This is a genomic window from Streptomyces sp. NBC_00510 (genome assembly GCA_036013505.1).
Classification (GTDB): Bacteria; Actinomycetota; Actinomycetes; order Streptomycetales; family Streptomycetaceae; genus Actinacidiphila.
Map to the genome: position 1 here is coordinate 5992500 of CP107851.1, position 18986 is coordinate 6011485.

General features: G+C 72.4%; 19 protein-coding genes and 1 tRNA gene. 10 read left to right on the forward strand and 10 right to left on the reverse strand.

The window, feature by feature from the left end; all coding sequences use genetic code 11:
- Positions 1-26: 26 nt before the first annotated feature.
- Positions 27-1175 carry a hypothetical protein gene (locus OG937_27010; protein WUD75084.1) on the forward strand — a complete coding sequence of 383 codons (1149 nt, stop codon included), beginning with the start codon at positions 27-29 and terminating at the stop codon, positions 1173-1175.
- Positions 1176-1341: 166 nt separating this feature from the next.
- Positions 1342-1923, forward strand: coding sequence for a dihydrofolate reductase family protein (locus OG937_27015; protein ID WUD75085.1), 582 nt, complete (start codon positions 1342-1344; stop codon positions 1921-1923).
- 213 nt (positions 1924-2136) lie between these two features.
- Here the strand turns inward: OG937_27015 and OG937_27020 are convergent.
- Together OG937_27020 and OG937_27025 are read right to left on the reverse strand one after the other, a co-directional pair.
- Positions 2137-2208 (reverse strand) — tRNA-Cys (locus tag OG937_27020).
- A 91-nt stretch (positions 2209-2299) separates the two neighbouring features.
- Complete coding sequence (locus tag OG937_27025) at positions 2300-3160, reverse strand: alpha/beta hydrolase (GenBank protein WUD75086.1); 861 nt, start codon at positions 3158-3160, stop codon at positions 2300-2302.
- Positions 3161-3305: 145 nt separating this feature from the next.
- Here OG937_27025 and OG937_27030 point away from each other — a divergent pair, with 145 nt between their 5' ends.
- The 6 genes from OG937_27030 (at position 3306) to OG937_27055 (ending at position 9451) form a co-directional block, all read left to right on the forward strand.
- The gene (locus OG937_27030) at positions 3306-4673 is read left to right on the forward strand and encodes an MFS transporter (GenBank protein ID WUD78898.1); all 1368 of its coding nucleotides are present in this window, start codon (positions 3306-3308) and stop codon (positions 4671-4673) included.
- 31 nt (positions 4674-4704) lie between these two features.
- Positions 4705-4905 carry a hypothetical protein gene (locus OG937_27035; GenBank protein ID WUD75087.1) on the forward strand — a complete coding sequence of 67 codons (201 nt, stop codon included), beginning with the start codon at positions 4705-4707 and terminating at the stop codon, positions 4903-4905.
- 7 nt (positions 4906-4912) lie between these two features.
- Positions 4913-5293, forward strand: a complete 381-nt coding sequence (locus OG937_27040) for a type II toxin-antitoxin system death-on-curing family toxin (protein WUD75088.1) — start codon at positions 4913-4915, stop codon at positions 5291-5293.
- A gap of 507 nt (positions 5294-5800) precedes the next feature.
- Positions 5801-7609 (forward strand): DEAD/DEAH box helicase, encoded by a 1809-nt coding sequence (locus tag OG937_27045; protein ID WUD75089.1) that lies wholly within the window; start codon positions 5801-5803, stop codon positions 7607-7609.
- Positions 7610-7937: 328 nt separating this feature from the next.
- Positions 7938-8603, forward strand: a complete 666-nt coding sequence (locus tag OG937_27050) for a helix-turn-helix domain-containing protein (GenBank protein ID WUD75090.1) — start codon at positions 7938-7940, stop codon at positions 8601-8603.
- Between the two features lie 59 nt (positions 8604-8662).
- Positions 8663-9451, forward strand: coding sequence for a hypothetical protein (locus OG937_27055; protein ID WUD75091.1), 789 nt, complete (start codon positions 8663-8665; stop codon positions 9449-9451).
- A 7-nt stretch (positions 9452-9458) separates the two neighbouring features.
- Here OG937_27055 and OG937_27060 read toward each other — a convergent pair whose 3' ends face one another.
- The 7 genes from OG937_27060 to OG937_27090 form a co-directional block, all read right to left on the reverse strand.
- Positions 9459-10748, reverse strand: a complete 1290-nt coding sequence (locus OG937_27060; GenBank protein WUD75092.1) for an MFS transporter — start codon at positions 10746-10748, stop codon at positions 9459-9461.
- Positions 10749-10772: 24 nt separating this feature from the next.
- Complete coding sequence (locus OG937_27065; GenBank protein WUD75093.1) at positions 10773-11399, reverse strand: helix-turn-helix domain-containing protein; 627 nt, start codon at positions 11397-11399, stop codon at positions 10773-10775.
- Between the two features lie 79 nt (positions 11400-11478).
- Positions 11479-12450 carry a glycine betaine ABC transporter substrate-binding protein gene (locus tag OG937_27070; GenBank protein ID WUD75094.1) on the reverse strand — a complete coding sequence of 324 codons (972 nt, stop codon included), beginning with the start codon at positions 12448-12450 and terminating at the stop codon, positions 11479-11481.
- Positions 12450-13343, reverse strand: a complete 894-nt coding sequence (locus tag OG937_27075; GenBank protein WUD75095.1) for an ABC transporter permease — start codon at positions 13341-13343, stop codon at positions 12450-12452. The genes OG937_27070 and OG937_27075 overlap by 1 nt, the downstream gene beginning before the upstream one ends.
- On the reverse strand, positions 13340-14581 hold the full coding sequence (locus OG937_27080) for a betaine/proline/choline family ABC transporter ATP-binding protein (GenBank protein WUD75096.1): 1242 nt from the start codon (positions 14579-14581) through the stop codon (positions 13340-13342). Before OG937_27080 ends, OG937_27075 begins: the two co-directional genes overlap by 4 nt.
- A complete protein-coding gene (locus OG937_27085) occupies positions 14574-15221 on the reverse strand; it encodes an ABC transporter permease (GenBank protein ID WUD75097.1) in 648 nt (215 codons plus the stop codon). The genes OG937_27080 and OG937_27085 overlap by 8 nt, the downstream gene beginning before the upstream one ends.
- 26 nt (positions 15222-15247) lie before the next feature.
- Positions 15248-15724 (reverse strand): Lrp/AsnC family transcriptional regulator, encoded by a 477-nt coding sequence (locus tag OG937_27090; GenBank protein WUD75098.1) that lies wholly within the window; start codon positions 15722-15724, stop codon positions 15248-15250.
- A 133-nt stretch (positions 15725-15857) separates the two neighbouring features.
- On the opposite strand from OG937_27090, the gene hppD reads away from it, so the two are divergent.
- Complete coding sequence (gene hppD, locus OG937_27095; GenBank protein ID WUD75099.1) at positions 15858-17003, forward strand: 4-hydroxyphenylpyruvate dioxygenase; 1146 nt, start codon at positions 15858-15860, stop codon at positions 17001-17003.
- Positions 17004-17075: 72 nt separating this feature from the next.
- Here the strand turns inward: hppD and OG937_27100 are convergent, their stop codons facing one another.
- Positions 17076-17465, reverse strand: a complete 390-nt coding sequence (locus OG937_27100; GenBank protein ID WUD75100.1) for a hypothetical protein — start codon at positions 17463-17465, stop codon at positions 17076-17078.
- A 118-nt stretch (positions 17466-17583) separates the two neighbouring features.
- Between OG937_27100 and OG937_27105 the strand changes: the two genes are divergently transcribed.
- Positions 17584-18951, forward strand: coding sequence for an FAD-binding protein (locus tag OG937_27105; protein ID WUD75101.1), 1368 nt, complete (start codon positions 17584-17586; stop codon positions 18949-18951).
- Positions 18952-18986: the final 35 nt, after the last annotated feature.

An 18986-nucleotide genomic window follows, 5' to 3' on the forward strand; every position in this document is an offset into this window, starting at 1 on the left:
CCGCGATCGGGCACTGCGACCGGCTCGTGGCATCGGATCTGAGGAGGGTCGACGGTCTCCGCATCGAACCACCCGCGCTGGCCCGGAAGATCAGACGCAGCGTTCGCGTCTCGTCCACGAGGCACCATTTCTCCGTCCACCTGTCCGATCACGGATTCTGGCGCTGGCTGCGCTGGATCGCCTTCTTCGTTCTGCTGTACCTCGCCGGTTTCCTGCTTCGGCTCGCGGAAGCCAGGGCCGGAAACCCGCCGGGCGGTCCTCTCATCGACGTGATGACGAATTCGGTGGGACTGCTGCTGGCGGCGGTCGTGATGCCGGTGGTCCTCGGCAGGGTGGTGACGGCCTCAAGGACCGCGATGGCGCGGTTCGTGGTCCTGATGGTGGCGACGACCCTACCTTTCGTCATCACCGATGTGATCTCCTCCGTTCGGGAGATCCTTTCGGCGTCCTGGGGTGCTGCCTGGCGGAACGCCGGAGGATGGCTGGGCGTCGTGGCGTGCGGCACCGTGATCCTGACCCTGCTGATTCCGCCCGGGATCGACGTCGTCGTGACCGAGGTCAGGAGCCGTCGCCTTCGCCGGCCGCTCGATCCGCTCGTGGTCCACACCCTGGTGCTGGCCGACGACATGACGCGCAACAGGCATCGGTGGCGCGAGGCCGCGGTGGCGCGGCGCTGGTGCCGTGAACTCGAGAACCTGGCCTGGCGGGCGATGGACGCCTTCGACCTTTCGCGAAGGGCGCACGTGGGGGACGTCGCCCTGCGTCGGAGGCTTCGAGGAGAGGCGAAGCGGGCCGGCCTCATCTACCGGAGCCTCATACCCCTGATCGTCGAAGCGCGTGATGCGGAGGCGATCGACCGGGTCAGGAACAACCTCGTCCACGGCATCGAGCTCATGGCCGACGACGACATGGCGGCGATCCTTTCCACCGCTCCTGTCTGGGAGCCCTCCTCGCCCCAGTTGAAGGCTTGGTTCCGCCGCGTCGTGCCGGGATTCGTCCTCATATCCTTCGGCGTGATCGTGCCGATGCTGCCTGTCTTCGCGCAGCACGGACAAGGGGCGCAAAGTCTCAGGTGGGGACTGATCCTGGCGGGAGCGGCCGTCGTGGCATCCGCGAGTCCGGACGTCTCCGCAAGGGTGAACGAGGCTGTCGGGCGGGCGTTCAACGCGAAGTGACGCGGGCGTGCCCGGCCGTTCGGGCGGGTTCATTGCCGTTCTCGGAGCGGGGTGTGCAGTGGCTCGCGGACGAGTGCGAACCACGGCGTGGGCAAAGTGCCCCGGCCACGCGAGCGACAGCTCACGACACGCTAATTTGGGGCACCCCAAGGCAGAGGAGAGCCCCGTGGGCAAGGTGGTCATGTACAGCTCGGTGTCGGTGGACGGCTTCGTCGCGGACGAGAATGACCAGCCCGGACCGCTGTTCGACTGGTTGTCCAGCAGTGACGTCCCGTTGGACGAGAGCGGCGTGCTGAAGGTGTCGCAGACGTCCTACGACTACACCCGGCCGTACTGGGACCAGATCGGAGTCACGATCGTCGGCCGCCACGTCTTCGACCTGACGGACGGCTGGGACGGGAAGCCGCCGGGCGGGATCGACCACGTGGTCGTCGTGACGCACCGGCCGGAGCCCGAGGGCTGGGACCCCGAAGCGCCGTTTCACTTCGTCAACGGCGTCGAGGCAGCCGTAGCCAAGGCGCAGGAGCTTGCGGGTGACCGCATGGTCGAGGTCGCCGCCGGCGACGTCGGTGGCCAGGTGCTTGCCGCGGGCCTGATCGACGAGGTGCGCATGGACGTCGTACCCGTCGTGTTCGGGTCCGGCAAGCGCTACTTCGGGTCGGTCCACGCGCAGCACCTGTTGGAGGATCCTGACGTGGCGATTCAGGGCAACCGGGTGCTTCACCTGCGCTATCGGGTGCGCCGTTGACCGATCTGAGCGGTCGACACGGTGCGAACCGAGGTGGCGAAACAGGTCGACGGTCTGATCCGGAAGCCGGGGACGGACGGGCCGGATGACGGCGACGATGGCGCCGCCGGCGTGCTCGTGCCGGTCAACTGAGACGGGAACTGAGACGGACAGATAGATGGGTCGCAGCTCTTCTGAGGGGCGCCCTATTCTTTTCCCTGGTCAAGGCAGAAGAGGCCGTGGCGGGAATCGAACCCACGTAACTCGATTTGCAGTCGAGCCCCTGAACCACTCGGGCACACGGCCTTGCGTCGTCGACGTGACTCGACCATAGACGCGGCCCCCGGGAGGGGGTCAACGTTTCCCGGGGGCCTGCAACAGGACTGCCACACGCCGTTCACGAACCGCCGGGCGACGCGAGGAACTCCTCCACCACCGGGCGGAACAGCCCGGGTTCGTCCACCCACGGGAAGTGCCCGACGGCGTGCAGCGGACGCAGGCGGGCGTGCGGGAAGCAGGCCGCGACGACCTCGCCCGCGCGCATCCCGGTGATGGCGTCACGGTCGCCGGTGAGGACCAGCACCGGGCAGGTCACCTCGCGCAGCCGGGCCAGGACGGCGAGCCGGGCCGGTTCGTCGATGCCCTGCCAGAAGCCGGCGCGGGGGACCGGGTGCAACTGGCCGCCCTCGGCGGCGGCGTGGGCGCGCTGGGGCGCGTCCCAGTGGCCGTACGCCATCGGCGCGACCTGCAGCAGCAGCGTACGGACCCGGTCGAGGTCGTCGGCGGTCTCCAGCTCGGCGAGGGCGGCGACCGCCTCCGGCCACCAGGGTTCGCGCACGCGGCTCTCGAAGATCTCGCGGGCGTCGTCGGGCAGCTCGCCCTGCAGCCGGGAGCCCGGGGTGACCAGCACGAGGTGCGTCAGCCGCTCCGGGTAGGCGGCGGCGTACACCTGCGCGGTCGCGGCGGCCGCGTCGTGCGCGAGCAGCGCGAAGCGCTCCAGGCCCAGGTGCGCGCGGAGCGCCTCGACGTCCTGGGCGAGCCGGGGGAAGGAGTAGGCGCGCGGGTCGCCCGCCGGCGGGCTGCCGCCGGTGCCCCGACTGTCCGGGACCACCAGGCGCCTGCCCCGGTCCAGACCGCCCAGGTCGCCCAGGTAGGCGGCGTCCCGCCCCGGGCCGCCGGCGAGCGCGAGCAGTACGGGCCCCTCGCCCCGGTCCTGGTAGGCGAGCTCGGTTCCGTCGTACGAGGTGTAGTGCGGCATGGCCTACGCCTTCCCGGCCCGGGCCCGCTTCTCCCGGCCCTAGGCCGAAAGGCCGACCCGGGTGCCAGGGGCAACGAGCCGGTTGACCCCTTACCATGTCGTGGTGACCACCGCAGACACCGAGCCGGTATCCGGCCACGCAGGCATGCCCCTCGCCGGGCCGGACACCGGAGCCGACACCCTCCTGGGCAGCCGCTACCGCGCGCTGACCCTCGCGATGGTCTCCGTCGTCCTGCTCATCGCCTTCGAGGCCACCGCCGTCGGCACCGCCATGCCCATCGCCGCCCGCGAGCTGGACGGGCTGCCGCTGTACGCCTTCGCCTTCTCCGGCTACTTCACGACCTCGCTCTTCGCGATGGTCGTCAGCGGCCAGTGGTGCGACCGCACCGGGCCGCTGGCGCCGCTCGTCACCGGCATCGGCGCCTTCGCGGCCGGCCTGGTCGTCTCCGGCACCGCCCAGTCCATGTGGCCGTTCGTGCTGGGCCGCGCCGTGCAGGGCATCGGCGGCGGGCTCGTCATCGTCGCCCTGTACGTCGTCGTCGGCCTCGCCTACCCCGAACGCCTGCGGCCCGCGGTGATGGCGGCCTTCGCCGCGTCCTGGGTGCTGCCCTCCATCGTCGGCCCGCTCGTGGCCGGCACGGTCACCGAGCAGTTCGGCTGGCGCTGGGTCTTCCTCGCCATCCCCCTGCTCGTCGTGCTCCCGCTCCTCACCGGCCTGCCCGCACTGCGCCGCGCCTCCCTCCAGCGACCGCCGGACGACCGCGTGGCCCCCGACGGCCGCCGGCTGCGCCTCGCGCTCGCCGTCTCCGCCGGCGCCGGGCTGCTCCAGTACGCCGGGCAGGACCTGAGGCCGCTGTCGCTGCTCTTTGCCGTGGCGGGCGCCGCGCTCGTCGTCCCGGCCGCACTGCGGCTGCTGCCCCGCGGCACCTTCCGCGCGGCCCGCGGACTCCCGTCCGTGGTGCTGCTGCGCGGTGTGGCGTCCGGCACATTCCTCGGCGCGGAGAGCTTCGTCCCGCTCATGCTCGTCACGCAGCGGCACATGTCCCCGACCCTCGCCGGGCTCTCCCTGGCCAGCGGCGGCGTCACCTGGGGCATCGGCTCCTGGATCCAGGGCCGCCCCCGCCTCGAACCCCACCGCGAACGCCTCGTCGTCCTCGGCATGTTCCTCATGGCCGCCGCGATCGCCGGCGCCGCCCTGCCGCTCCTGGACGCCGCCCCCGCCTGGAGCGCCGCCGCCGCGTGGGGCGTGGGCGGCCTCGGCGCGGGCCTGGTCATCTCGTCCCTGAGCGTCATCCTCTTCAAGCTCTCGGCCCCCTCCGAGGCCGGCGCGAACTCCGCCGCCCTCCAGGTCTCCGACGCGCTCTCCAGCGTCGTCCTGGTCGCCGCCGCGGGCACCGTCTTCGCCGCCCTCGGCGGGGCGGCGGGCGCCTTCACGGCCGTCCTCCTCCCCATGTCCGTCCTCGCCCTCGCAGGCGTCGCCGTCGCGGCCCGCCTCCGCCCGAAAACCGGGTGAGACGGGCGCGCCGGGGGGTTACCGTCCCGGTGTGAAAGAGCTGACCCTCGTCTTCACCGACGCCGAGTGGGAGTCCCTGGGCGACCTCGCCGACGCGCACGGCGTGCCCGTCGCGGAGTTCGTGCGCATGGCGGTGCGGGCGTACGAGGCGGCCGAGGCCGCGCGCGTCCGCGCCGCGGGGGAGGCGTACGCCGCCGCCCACGCGGACCTGCTGCGCAGGCTGGGGGAGTGACGTGACCGTGCGCCACCTCACACTCGCCGAGGTCACCGACCTCGCCCGCCTCGCCTGCGGTGGCGAACCGCCCGTGGTGCGCGAGCCCGGGCTGCTCGCGTCGGCCGTGCACCGGCCGCGGGCGCGGATGTTCGGCGTCGAGGCGTACGGGGACGTGTACGAGCGGGCGGGTGCGCTGCTGCACGCGATCGCGGCGAACCATCCCCTGGTCGACGGGAACAAGCGGACGGCGTGGCTGGCGGCGGCGGTGTTCCTGGACCTGAACGGGGTCGACCTGCGGTCGGCCGACCAGGACGCGGCGTACGCCCTGGTCGTCTCCGTCGCGGCGGGTGAGGTCTCCGTCCCCGCGGCGATCGGTCACGCCCTGGCCCGCCTGGCCTCCCCCTGACGCGGTCCCTCGCGGCCCGGGTTCGCCATTGCGGCCTTGTGCGTCATGTGCGGCCCCGTTACGCCTGCGGCGGGCATCCCCACCCTCTCTCCCTCCCCCAGCCTTCGGCCGGGGGCCCCATGGGGGCACCCCGCCGCACCCTCTCCGGTCGTGTGGGCGACTAACGGCCGGACGGGGTTCAAAAGGCGGTCCGGGGTTGCCGCAGGTGCCTTACTGACCCCCCACCGGCCGTCAGTCGCCCACACAGCGGGAGGGGGTGTGGCGGGGTGCGCCTATGGGGGTCCCCCCGGCCGAAGGCTGGGGGAGACGAGCGGCGAACGCGGCACCGACCCCACAACGACCAGGCGCAGGCCCGCACTGACCGAGCCGGGCAATCGGGCGGGCGGCGGGGAAACCGCCCGCCGCAGGCGCAACGCACCCGCACACGACAACGGGCCGCAACCACGAGCCCGCGCCGCGCGCCAGTAGGCTGTGACGGTTGTCGTACCCGACCCGTCACCGGAGACCGTGACTACCACCGCCCCGCACAGCGCAAGCAGCTCGCACTCGCACCACCTGTCGCCCGCCTTCCCCGGCCGCGCCCCCTGGGGCACGGCCGGCAAGCTGCGCGCCTGGCAGCAGGGTGCCCTGGACCGTTACGTCGCGACGCAGCCGCGTGACTTCCTGGCCGTCGCGACGCCCGGCGCAGGCAAGACGACGTTCGCGCTCACCCTGGCCTCGTACCTGCTCCACAACCACCTCGTGCAGCAGATCACCGTCGTCGCCCCCACCGAGCACCTGAAGAAGCAGTGGGCGGAGGCGGCGGCCCGGATAGGCATCAAGCTGGACCCGGAGTACAGCGCGGGGCCGGTCGGCAAGGAATACCACGGGGTCGCGGTGACCTACGCGGGCGTCGGCGTGCGCCCGATGCTGCACCGCAACCGTTGTGAGCAGCGCAAGACGCTGGTGATCCTGGACGAGATCCACCACGCGGGCGACAGCCGGTCCTGGGGCGAGGCGTGCCTGGAGGCGTTCGAGCCGGCGGCCAGGCGGCTGGCGCTGACCGGGACGCCGTTCCGGTCGGACACGAACCCGATCCCGTTCGTGACGTACGAGGAGGGCAACGACGGCATCCGCCGGTCCTCCGCCGACTACACCTACGGCTACGGCAACGCGCTCGCCGACCACGTCGTGCGCCCTGTGATCTTCCTCTCCTACAGCGGCAACATGCGCTGGCGCACGAAGGCCGGCGACGAGATCTCCGCACGGCTCGGCGAGCCGATGACCAGGGACGCGATCGGCCAGGCCTGGCGGACCGCGCTGGCGCCGACCGGCGAGTGGATCCCGAACGTGCTGCGCGCCGCCGACCAGCGGCTGACGGAGGTCCGCAAGTCCATCCCGGACGCCGGCGCCCTGGTGATCGCCACCGACCAGGACTCGGCCCGCGCGTACGCCAAGCTGATCCGGGAGATCACCGGGCACAAGGCGACCGTGGTGCTCTCCGACGACACCGGGGCGTCCTCACGGATCGAGGAGTTCAGCGCGAGCGAGGACCGCTGGATGGTGGCGGTCCGCATGGTGTCGGAGGGCGTGGACGTCCCGCGGCTGGCCGTCGGGGTCTACGCGACGACGATCTCCACCCCGTTGTTCTTCGCACAGGCGGTGGGCCGCTTCGTGCGGTCGCGGCGGCGCGGCGAGACGGCCTCCGTCTTCCTGCCGACCATCCCCATGCTGCTGGAATTCGCGGGCGAGATGGAGGTGGAGCGCGACCACGCCCTCGACAAGCCCAAGAAGGAGGGCGAGGAGGACCCGTACGCGGAGTCCGAGAAGGAGCTGGAGGAGGCCGAGAAGCAGCAGGACGAGGACACCGGCGAGCAGGACATGCTGCCCTTCGAGGCGCTGGAGTCCGACGCCGTCTTCGACCGGGTGCTGTACGACGGCGCCGAGTTCGGCATGCAGGCGCACCCGGGCAGCGAGGAGGAGCAGGACTACCTGGGCATTCCGGGCCTCCTCGAGCCGGACCAGGTGGAGTTGCTGCTGCAGAAGCGGCAGGCCCGGCAGATCGCGCACAGCCGGAAGAAGCCGGACAGCGAGGCGGACCTGCTGGAACTGCCCGCCGAGCGGCGGCCGATCGTCACGCACAAGGAGCTGCTGGAGCTGCGGAAGCGGCTGAACACGATGGTCGCCGCGTACAACCACCAGAGCGGCAAGCCGCACGGCGTCATCCACAACGAGCTGCGCCGGGTGTGCGGCGGACCGCCGAGCGCGGAGGCGACGGCGGGGCAGCTCAACGAACGCATCAAGAAGGTCCAGGAGTGGGCGACGCGGATGCGCTGAGCGGCGGCCGTCCGCTCATCCGCGGTGCCCGCGCCGGGTGCTGATGGTACGTCAGTGGCGCTGTGAATCTTGCGGTGCGAGAGGTGATTCCGCGGAAGATTTACGTCGTGCGCCCCCGCTACCCCGGTCACGTGACCGGATTGTGGACGAAGTCTTCCGCTGAGCGGTACGCATCGCTACCGTTCCGGTCACGCAACGCGCCGTGGCAGAGCAGCCTCGGGGCGCCAGCCGGTACCGCCAGACCGGTGGCCTCTCCGCGCTCTGCCGCGGGACCGGCAGTGCTCCCGCCGTGAGAGATGAGCCGCCACTCACACGAGAGGGGGGCGTCGTGACCGCGGAGACCTCTCAGACGCTCGATCGGGGCCTGCGGGTCCTGAAGCTGTTGGCCGACACCGACCACGGACTGACCGTCACGGAGCTGGCGGTGAAGCTGGGCGTCAACCGTACGGTGGTCTACCGCCTCCTGGCCACGCTGGAGCAGCACTCCCTGGTCCGCCGGGACCTCGGCGGCCGCGCCCGGGTCGGGCTCGGCGTGCTGCGGCTGGCGCACCAGGTGCACCCGCTGCTGCGCGAGGCCGCGCTCCCCGCCCTGCGCTCCCTCGCCGAGGACATCGGCGCCACCGCCCACCTCACCCTGGTCGACGGCACCGAGGCGCTGGCCGTGGCGGTCGTCGAGCCCAGCTGGACCGACTACCACGTCGCCTACCGGACCGGTTTCCGGCACTCCCTCGACCGCGGCGCCGCGGGCCGGGCGATCCTCGCCGGGCGCAGCGTGCAGCCGTACGAGCCCGATCCACGGTGTTCCGAGGGCCCCGGGTACGTGCTGACCCACGGCGAGCTGGAGGCCGGGGCGAGCGGCGCGGCGGCCCCGCTGGTGGGGGTGCCGGGCATCGAGGGCAGCGTGGGCGTGGTGATGCTCGCCGACGCGATACCCGAACGGGTGGGTCCCCGGGTCGTCGAGGCGGCGCTGGAGGTCGCCGACGCCTTGCGCTAGCGGCCGTGGCGCCCCGGGCCCCGGCACGCCGGGCCGCCGCCGTGAACTACATTCACCCCATGCCTTTCGTCTCCGCCCGGAACCGGATCCTCGCCGTCTGCGCCGCGCTCGTGGCCGCGCTGCTGGCGGTGGCCCTGTTCGCGCCGCTGCCGATCTCGATCGTCGTGCCGGGGCTGACGGCCGACGTCCTCGGCGACGACCAGGGCAAGCCGGTAATCACGATCTCCGGGACCGGGACCCGCGACACCTCGGGGCAGCTGCGGATGACGACCATCGCGGCGACGAACCCGGACGCGGCCGTCCGCTTCGGTGACGTCCTCAAGGCCTGGTTCGCCACGGACCAGGCCGTGATGCCGCGCGACGCGGTCTACCCGACCGGCGGCACCGTCAAGGAGATCGAGCGGCACAACCAGGCGGAGATGACCGAGTCCCAGCAGGACGCCACCGCCGCGGCCCTGCGGCAGCTGCGGCTGTCCCCCTCGGACGTCGAGGTCACCCTCCACCTCGCGGACGTCGGCGGGCCCAGCGCGGGGCTGATGTTCAGCCTGGGCATCATCGACAAGATCGAGGGCAACGGCCGCGGTGGCGACCTCACCGGCGGCCGCAGGATCGCCGGTACGGGGACGATCACCGCCGGCGGAAAGGTCGGCCCGGTCGGCGGCGTCCCGCTCAAGGAGCAGGCCGCCCGGCGTGACGGCGCGACCGTCTTCCTCGTCCCGAAGGCCGAGTGCGCCGACGCCAGGGCCGAACTCCCCAAGGGGCTGCGCCTGGTGCCCGTCACCACCCTGGACGGCGCGATCGACGCCCTGGACGCCCTCGACAGCGGCGGCAAGGTCCCCAGCTGCTAGTGCGAGGTCATGTGCCCCGCCGGGCGTCCATGTGGCGCCAGGAGGGGAAGACCAGCGGGCACAGCGTCGCCAGGAAGTACGCCCCGCCGGTCAGCAGCAGCGCGCCGGCCAGGCCGATGCCGTCCACCAGGTAGCCCGCGGCGAGGCCGCCCACGGGGGTGGTGAGCAGCACCCCGGCACCCAGGGTGCCCAGGGCGCGGGTGCGCAGCTCGTCCGGGATGTTCTCGAAGGTCACCGTCGCCAGGATCGGGTTGAGCGCCCCGGCCGCGATGCCGCCGGCCACCATGGTCACCGCCAGGGCACCCCATCCGGGCACCCACGCGGCGACCAGGAACCGGGGCGCGCCGCACAGCAGGAAGCACACCGTGTAGACCGGCCATCGCGGCAGGCGGTGGCCCACCGCGCCGTACAGCAGTGCCCCGGCGAGCGCGCCGGCCCCGAAGAGCCCGGACAGCAGGCCGAGTTGGACGGAGCCGCCGAGCTCCCGGTCGGCGTGCACGGGCAGCAGCACCGAACTCCAGCCCGCGTCGAGGCCGTTGGTGACCATGACCATCAAGGTGATCGCGAGCAGCAGCCGGGAGCGGATCAGGAAGGCGTAGCCCTCGCGCAGTTCGGCCCGGTACGTACGCAGCGAGACCGGTGCCGCGTCCTTGGCGGGTTCGGCGCCGGGCAGCCCGCGGACGCCGAAGGCGATCAGCAGCGCGGAGACGGCGAAGGTCGCGGCGTCCAGCAGCAGCACCGCCTCCGCGCCCAGGACGGCGATGAGCACACCGCCGGCCGAGGCGCCGAGCATCCGGGCGCCGCGTGAGGCGCCGTCGAAGTAGCCCGCGGCGCGCCCCAGTGGCGTCCCGGCCCGCTCGGCCAGCACGGGCAGCAGGACCTCCCGCGCGGTCTCGCCGGGGGCGTGGAAGAGCCCGCTGACGGCCATCAGCGCGCACAGCTGCCAGAAGCGCAGCACGCCCGCGAAGTGGAGCAGCGGGATCGCCACGACGGCCACCGCGCACACCGCGTCCGACAGGACCGAGGACCTGCGCCGTCCGAAGCGGTCGATGACCGGCCCCCCGACGAGCGCGGAGACGACGACCGGCAGGGTCGCGCAGAACGCCGCAAGGCCCGCGCGGGCGGCGCTGCCGGTGGTCTGCAGCACGAACCACGGGACGGCGAGCACGGTGAGCGAATTGCCGCTGATCGACACGACGTTGGCGGCCAGCACCAGCCGCAGCGGCCGCGGATCGGGTACCGGCGCGGGCCCGGTGGCCCGCGCGGTGCCGTCGGATATGCCGGTTCCGGTCTCCATGTGTGTCCCCCGTGGTCGGTGCGGTCAGTCGGCGGTGCGCGGAAAGGTGTGCAGGTGGACGCGGACGGGCACGGCGTCCTCGGTGTCCCCGGCGTCCTCGTGGTCCGAGGGGTGCTCGCCCTCCGAGGTGCGGTAGCGCTCCAGCACGGCGTGGAGTTCGTCGCGCAGGGCGCGGGCCCCGGCCGGGGTGAGCCGCAGGGCGAAGTCGCTGAGGTCGAAGCTGCGGCGCCACTCCGCGGACCAGTCGCCGACGGTGGCGAGCCAGGTCTCCAGCTCCGCGGCGTGGTGAGCGGCGACCTCGCGCCCGAACAGCCCGATGGCGGCGCGCACTTCGGGGTCGGCGTGGCCGAGGAAGCCCCCGGCGTCGAAGTGCGTGCCGCGGTGGGCGGCCCTCCACCAGCGCTCGCGCGCGGTGCCGCGGTCCGGTTCCTCCTCGACGAAGCCGTACGCCGCCAGTTGCCGCAGGTGGTAGCTGGTGGCGCCGCTGGATTCGCCGAGCCGGGCCGCCAGGCCGGAGGCGGTGGCGGGGCCGTACTCGCGCAGCGCTGCGAGCAGCCGGATGCGCAGCGGGTGCGCGAGGCCGCGCAGGGTGCGCGGGTCGAGGCTGATGACGCCGGGGTCGGTCGCGTCGGCGGTGGGGTCGTCTGGCACGGTCCCACCGTAGAGGCTGCAAAGATTTCTTTGCAATGCTTTCTTTGCATGCATCGCCCGACGCGCTCACCCCGCGCGCTCACCCCGCCCTGATGAAGCCCTCCTTCACCAGCCACTCCTTGGCGACCTCGTGCGGGTCCTCGCCCTCCACGTCCACCTTCGCGTTGAGCTCCCGGCCGACGTCGGTGGTCAGCTTCTCCGACAGCGGGTCGAGCAGGGAGCGGATGGCCGGCCAGCGCTCAAGGGCCTCGCTGTTGACGACGGGGGCGGCGTCGTAGTTCGGGAAGAAGCGTTTGTCGTCCTCCATGACCTGCAGGTCCAGGGAGGCGATCCGGCCGTCGGTCGTGTAGACCTCGCCGAGCAGGCAGGAACCGGGCTTGGCGATCTGGGTGTAGATGATCCCGGTGTCCATCTTGCGGATGTTGGCGGAGGGCAGGTCCATGCCGTACGCCTTCTCCATGCCGGGCAGGCCGTCGTCCCGCGAGGCGAACTCGTTCTCCACGCAGAGGGTGACGGCCTTGGGGTCCCTCCTCGACAGGGCGGCCACGTCGGACAGGGTCCGCAGCCCGTACGGGCGGTTCTTGTCCCGGCTGATGGCGAGGGCGTAGGTGTTGTCCAGGGTGGACGGCCGCAGCCAGGTGATGCCGTTGCGCAGATCGGCGTCGCGGACGGCCCGCCACTGCTCCATGGGGTCGGCGATGGGCTCGTCGTGCCCGAGGTAGGTGATCCAGGCGGTGCCCGTGTACTCGTACATGGCGTCCGCGGCACCGGACTTGACCGCCTCCCGCGCCCCGATGGAGCCCTGGATGTTGGTGCGGTCCAGCACCTCGGCGCCGGCCGCCTTGAAGACCAGGCCGATCATCGAGCCCAGGATGATCTGCTCGCTGAAGCTCTTGGACGTCACCGTCAGCGAGGCGCCCTTCAGCGGGAGGCCCTGTCCCAGGGAGCCGGGGCGCACGTCGTCGACGAGCGGGCTGCCGCTCTTGAGCCCGCAGCCCGGGGCGCAGGCGAGCAGCACCAGGAGGCCCGCGGACAGGGCCCGGCGGCGCATCAGCCCGTGTCCAGACCGTGCGGCCGCAGCACCTGCTCGGCCAGCGACGCCAGCCAGTCCACCAGCAGGGCCAGCACCACGGTGAGCACCGAACCCAGCACGAGCACCGGCACGCGCTGGGTGACGATCCCGGTGGTGATGATGTCGCCGAGCCCGCCGCCGCCGACGAAGGTGGCGAGCGTGGCGGTGCCCACGTTGAGCACGAGCGCGGTGCGCACGCCGGCCAGGATCAGCGGTACCGCCAGCGGCAGTTCGATCCGGGACAGCGTCCCGGCCGCCGACATCCCGACGCCGCGGGAGGCCTCGATCAGGGTGGGGTCGATGGCCCGCAGCCCCGCCATGGTGTTGGACAGCACCGGCAGCACCGCGTAGACCACCATGCCGATCAGCGCCGTGCGCGGCCCGATGCCCAGCCAGATGACCAGCAGCGCCAGCATCCCGATGGCGGGCGTCGCCTGCCCGATGTTGGCGATCGCCGTGACCACCGGCGCGGCCGGGCGCAGCCGCCGCCGGGTCAACGCGATGCCGAGCGGGACGGCGATGACCAGCACCCAGAAGGTGGAGATCGCGGTCAGCTTGACGTGCTGCCACAGCCGCACCCTGACGGTGTCGCCGACGAGGGCGTTCTCGGCGATGGAGTCGAGGGTGATGCCGGTGATCCACAGATAGGTGGCGAGCAGGACGAGGGCGAGCACGACCGGGGTGACCAGCAGTCTCCGCCAGGTCGGCCGCCGGGCCGGCGGTCCGGCGGCGGGCCCGGAGGGCCGGTCGCCGAGGCCCTCGCCGCCCGCGGGTTCCTCCGGACCGGCCGGGCCCTGCCCGGCACCGGGAGCCGTCGCGGGCCCTCCCGGCCCGCCCGTCCCGCCCGGCGGTGCACCGGTGGCGGGGCTCATGCCCGCGCCCCCCGTTCGTGGTCGGCGCCCTCCTGCTCGGCCCGGGTCTGCGGGGCGCGCAGCTCCTCCAGTTCGTGACGGTGCTCCAGGGCCGCCAGCCGGTCCTCCTCCAGCAGTTGGTGCACGGAGTTGAGCAGCGTCTCCATGTCCACCACCCCGGTGAACTCGCCGCGCCGCCCGGTCACCGCGACCCGTCCGCTGCTGTCGGTGAGGACCGCCTCCAGGGCGTCCCGCAGGGTCGCGTCCCGGGTCACCGTGTCGCCCACCAGCGTCCCGGCGCGGGCCAGCGAGCCCTTGGCGCGCATCAGGTCGCCGCGCCGCAGCCACTTGTAGGGGCGGCCCTTGCGGTCCAGCAGCAGCAGTTCGTTGGTCGTGGTCACCTCCCGCAGCCGGTCGAAGATCGACTGGAGGGGGTCGTCCAGGCGCACCGTCGGGAAGTCGGCGACGCCCACGTCCCGCACCCGGGTCAGGTTGAGCCGCTTCAGGGCGGCCCCGGCGCCCACGAACCCGGAGACGAAGTCGTCGGCCGGATTGGTCAGGATCGCCTCCGGGGTGTCGAACTGGGCGATGTGCGAGCGCTCCCGCAGCACCGCGATGCGGTCACCGAGCTTGATCGCCTCGTCGAAGTCATGGGTGACGAAGACGATCGTCTTGTGCAGTTCGTGCTGCAGCCTGATCAGTTCGTCCTGGAGGTGGTCGCGGGTGATCGGGTCGACGGCGCCGAAGGGCTCGTCCATCAGCAGCACCGGGGGATCGGCCGCCAGCGCCCGCGCCACCCCGACGCGCTGCTGCTGACCGCCCGACAGCTGGCGCGGGTAGCGGCCCCGGAACTCCCTCGGGTCCAGACCGACCAGGTCCAGCATCTCCTCGACGCGGTCCCGGACCCGCGCCCTGGACCAGCCCACCATCCGGGGGACGAGCCCGATGTTCTCGGCCACCGTCATGTGCGGGAACAGCCCGGAGGACTGGATCGCGTAGCCGATCTTGCGGCGCAGCTTCACCGGGTCCATGTGGGTGACGTCCTCGCCGCCGATGCGGATGCGGCCCGAGGTCGGCTCGATCAGCCGGTTGATCATCTTCAGGGTGGTGGACTTCCCGCACCCGGAGGGCCCGACGAAGATCACCGTCTCGCCGGCCCCGATCTCCATGCTCACGCCGTCCACGGCCGGTTCCGCGCTGCCCGGGTAGCGCTTGGTCAGCTGCTCCAGCTCGATGGTCGCGCCCGACGCCTCAGCCACGGATCCCCCGGGGGACGGTGAGCCGCCCGAGCAGCACGTAGCAGGCGTCGAAGAGCAGCGCCAGGACGACGATGCCGACCGTCCCGGCCAGCACCTGGTTGAGCGCGTTGGCACCGCCCAGGGAGGCGATCCCGCGGAAGATCTCGTTGCCGAGCCCCGGCCCGGAGGCGTACGCCGCGATCGCCGCGATGCCCATCAGCATCTGCGTCGCCACCCTGATGCCGGTCAGGATCGGCGGCCACGCCAGCGGCAGCTCGACCCGCGCCAGGGCGGCCGTCCGCGACATCCCGATGCCGCGGGCCGCGTCGACCAGCGCCGGGTCGACCCCGCGCAGCCCCACGATCGCGTTGCGGACCACCGGCAGCAGCCCGTACAGCGTCAGCGCCGTCACCGTCGGGGGGACGCCGAGCCCCAGCCAGGGGATCAGCAGGCCGATCAGGGCCAGGGAGGGGATGGTGAGGATCGTCGCGGTGGAGGTGACGGCCACGGCCGCGGCCCAGTCGCGCCGGTAGGACAGGACCCCGATAGCGACCCCGATCGCGGTCGCCAGCACCATGCACTGGAAGACCAGGCTGGCCTGCTGGTACGCGTCGATCAGCAGCTGCTCGTGACGGCTGGCGAGGTACTCCCAGAAGCTCACCGGGCATCACCCCCGCCGTCCCTCGGCTACGTGTCCGCGTCCTGTGCCGCCTGCTCGACCAGCGGGATGATCCGCAACGGGACCGGGTTCTCCATGACGATCGCCGTGGAGGCCCGCACGATGCCATCAAAGCCCACAACCCGGTCGATCACACGTTGGAGATCGGCGTTCGAGCGGGCCACCAGCCGGCACAGCATGTCCCCCTGCCCGGTCGTGGTGTGCAGCTCCAGGACCTCCGGCACGCCGGCCAAATGCGCCCGCACGTCCGGGCCTTGCCCCTGCTTGATCTCCAGCGTGGCGAACGCCGTCACCGGGTAGCCCAGCGCGGCCGGGTCGACCTGCGGTCCGAAGCCGCGGATCACCCCATTGGCCTGAAGGCGGTCCAGCCGTGCCTGCACGGTCCCGCGCGCCACTCCCAGCCGCCGCGAGGCCTCCAGCACGCCGATCCGCGGTTCCTCGGCGAGCAGCTTGATCAGCCGTCCGTCCAGCCGGTCGATCCCCATGACACCCCAGTCCCTCCTGTGACGGTGGTCACCGTGCACAGAATGCCGCCCGATTTCCACTGACTGCTGTACAGGTTGTCCAGTCGTTCTGCGAACTATTGCGCACCTTGAGGTGCCGGGCGAGGCTGCTGCCATGACTGAGACCCTGGATCACACTTCCCCCACCCCCGGCGACGCGGACCCGTTCCCGGTCAAGGGAATGGACGCGGTCGTCTTCGCGGTGGGCAACGCCAAGCAGGCCGCCCACTACTACTCGACCGCGTTCGGCATGAAGCGCGTGGCCTACTCCGGACCGGAGAACGGCAGCCGCGAGACCGCGTCCTACGTCCTGGAGTCCGGCAGCGCCCGCTTCGTCTTCACCTCCGTCGTCAGGGCCGCCACCGACCACGGCCGCTTCCTGGAGGAGCACGTCGCCGCCCACGGCGACGGCGTCGTGGACCTGGCCCTGGAGGTGCCGGACGTCCGCGCCGCCTACGACTACGCCCTCGCCCACGGCGCCACCGGCCTGGAGGAGCCCCACGAGGTCGGCGACGAGTACGGCACCGTGGTGCTGGCCGCCATCGCCACCTACGGCCAGACCCGCCACACCCTGGTCGAGCGCGGCGCCTACAAGGGCCCGTACCTGCCCGGCTACGTCGCCGCCGAGCCGATCGTGGAGCCGCCGGCCAAGCGGTTCTTCCAGGCGATCGACCACTGCGTCGGCAACGTCGAGCTCGGCAAGATGAACGACTGGGTGACCTTCTACAACCGCGTCATGGGCTTCACCAACATGAAGGAGTTCGTCGGTGACGACATCGCCACCGAGTACTCGGCCCTGATGTCCAAGGTCGTCGCGGACGGCACGCTGAAGGTCAAGTTCCCCATCAACGAGCCCGCGATCGCCAAGAAGAAGTCCCAGATCGACGAGTACCTGGAGTTCTACGGCGGCCCCGGCGTCCAGCACATCGCCCTCGCCACCAACGACATCGTCGCCTCGGTCCGCGCCATGCGCGCCGCGGGCGTCGAGTTCCTCGACACGCCCGACTCCTACTACGACACCCTCGGCGAGTGGGTCGGCGACACCCGCGTCCCGATCGACACCCTGCGGGAGTTGAAGATCCTGGCAGACCGGGACGAAGACGGCTACCTGCTGCAGATCTTCACCAAGCCCGTCCAGGATCGCCCGACCGTCTTCTTCGAAATGATCGAGCGACACGGTTCGATGGGCTTCGGCAAGGGCAACTTCAAGGCGCTCTTCGAAGCGATCGAGCGCGAGCAGGAGCGCCGCGGCAACCTCTGATCGCCACCGCCGCCGACTCCGGCGCCGGACCGTGCCCCCGCGGGGGAGGGCGCGGGCCGGCGCCGGTCGCCGTCAGAAGACGATCGTGAAGTGGCGCAGGGCCGTCAGAAACGCGTACGCGCCGAACGCCCACAACGCCACCGCTCCCAGCACCGCCCCCGTCGCGGCCCACAGCCCCGTGCGCGGCGGCCGCCGCACCGCCCCGGCGAGGGCGCCGATCACCACCCCGGCGGCCGGCAGGCCCGCGATGAGCAGGGCGGCGTTCTCCAGGGCGACCTTGGTGCGGTGGTTGCCCACCCAGTCCGTGGGGCTCTTGTGCTGCGCCGCGTCCGCCGCGCCCATGACCCACAGCACCACCGGCGGGGCGAGCAGCACGACCGCCCACACGCAACGCACCACGATCCTCCGCCCGTGGCGCCGCCGCGCCTGTGCCGTGCCCCCGGGGTCCGTCGTATCCGTCACGGCGGTCATCCTCGCCGCGCCCCCGCCCGCGCCACCATCCGTACGGATACTCGGAAAGCCGTGAGCCGCGCGGTGACGTGATCTTCCCCGGGCGGCGGCGCGGTGCGAAGCTGGACGCATGGGCGATCTCATCGACCGGCTGCGCGCCGGACTCCCCGACGGGGCCATCCTCGCCGATCCCGACGTCACCGCCTCGTACGCCAACGACATGGCCAGCTTCTGCCCGGCCGGGGCGCCCGCGGTGGTCGTCCTGCCGCGCACCGTGGAGCAGGTCCAGCACGTCATGCGGACCGCCACGGCGCTGCGGGTGCCCGTCGTGCCGCAGGGGGCCCGCACCGGCCTGTCGGGCGCCGCCAACGCCTCCGACGGCTGCATCGTGCTCTCCCTGACCAGGATGGACCGCATCCTGGAGATCGACCCCGTCGACCGGGTCGCCGTCGTCGAGCCGGGCGTCGTCAACGCCGCCCTCTCCCGTGCCGTCGCCGAGCGGGGCCTGTACTACCCGCCGGACCCGTCCAGCTGGGAGCAGTGCACCATCGGCGGCAACATCGGCACCGGCTCCGGCGGCCTGTGCTGCGTGAAGTACGGGGTCACCGCCGAGTACGTGCTCGGGCTGGAGGTCGTCCTGGCCGACGGACGGCTGCTGCGCACCGGCCGGCGCACCGCCAAGGGCGTCGCCGGCTACGACCTGACCCGGCTGTTCGTCGGCTCCGAGGGCAGCCTCGGCGTCGTCGTGCGGGCCGTGCTGGCCCTCAAGCCCGCGCCGCCCGCCCAGTTGGCGCTGGTGGCGGAGTTCCCCTCGGCCGAGGCGGCCTGCGCGGCGGTCTGCGACATCATGACCGGCGGCCACGTGCCCTCGCTGCTGGAACTGATGGACGGCACGACCGTGCGCGCGGTCAACGACATGACCAGCATGGGGCTGCCCGAGTCGACCGAGGCACTGCTGCTCGCCGCCTTCGACACCCCCGACCCGGCCGCCGACCTGGCCGCGGTGGGGGCGCTGTGCGCGGCCGCCGGGGCGACGCAGGTGGTGCCCGCCGAGGACGCGGCGGAGTCCGAAATGCTGCTGCAGGCACGGCGGATGGCGCTGCCCGCACTGGAGCGGGTCTCCACGGCCACGATGATCGACGACGTGTGCGTGCCGCGCGGCAGGCTCGCCGCGATGCTCGACGGGGTCGCGGCGATCGCCCGCAAGCACGACCTGACGATCGGCGTGTGCGCGCACGCCGGGGACGGCAACACCCACCCCGTGGTGTGCTTCGACGCCGCCGATCCCGAGGAGTCCGGCCGGGCCCGCGAGTCCTTCGACGAGATCATGGCGCTCGGCCTGGAGCTCGGCGGCACGATCACCGGGGAGCACGGCGTCGGCGTCCTGAAGAAGGAGTGGCTGGCCCGCGAACTCGGCCCGGTGGGCGTGGAGATGCAACGCGGCGTCAAGGCCGTCTTCGACCCGCTCGGCATCCTCAACCCCGGCAAGGTGTTCTGAGCCCACGGCTGAGCCCACGTCTGCGGCCACCCGGC

What these genes read in the sequence shown, in the direction of transcription:
- OG937_27075 (WUD75095.1), bottom strand. Translation starts at nt 13,343, where the DNA reads ATGAGCCCCGCCACCGGTGCACCGCCGGGCGGGACGGGCGGGCCGGGA.
- OG937_27055 (WUD75091.1), top strand. Translation starts at nt 8,663, where the DNA reads ATGCCTTTCGTCTCCGCCCGGAACCGGATCCTCGCCGTCTGCGCCGCG.
- OG937_27090 (WUD75098.1), bottom strand. Translation starts at nt 15,724, where the DNA reads ATGGGGATCGACCGGCTGGACGGACGGCTGATCAAGCTGCTCGCCGAG.
- OG937_27070 (WUD75094.1), bottom strand. Translation starts at nt 12,450, where the DNA reads ATGCGCCGCCGGGCCCTGTCCGCGGGCCTCCTGGTGCTGCTCGCCTGC.
- hppD (WUD75099.1), top strand. Translation starts at nt 15,858, where the DNA reads ATGACTGAGACCCTGGATCACACTTCCCCCACCCCCGGCGACGCGGAC.
- OG937_27060 (WUD75092.1), bottom strand. Translation starts at nt 10,748, where the DNA reads ATGGAGACCGGAACCGGCATATCCGACGGCACCGCGCGGGCCACCGGG.
- OG937_27030 (WUD78898.1), top strand. Translation starts at nt 3,306, where the DNA reads ATGCCCCTCGCCGGGCCGGACACCGGAGCCGACACCCTCCTGGGCAGC.
- OG937_27105 (WUD75101.1), top strand. Translation starts at nt 17,584, where the DNA reads ATGGGCGATCTCATCGACCGGCTGCGCGCCGGACTCCCCGACGGGGCC.
- OG937_27025 (WUD75086.1), bottom strand. Translation starts at nt 3,160, where the DNA reads ATGCCGCACTACACCTCGTACGACGGAACCGAGCTCGCCTACCAGGAC.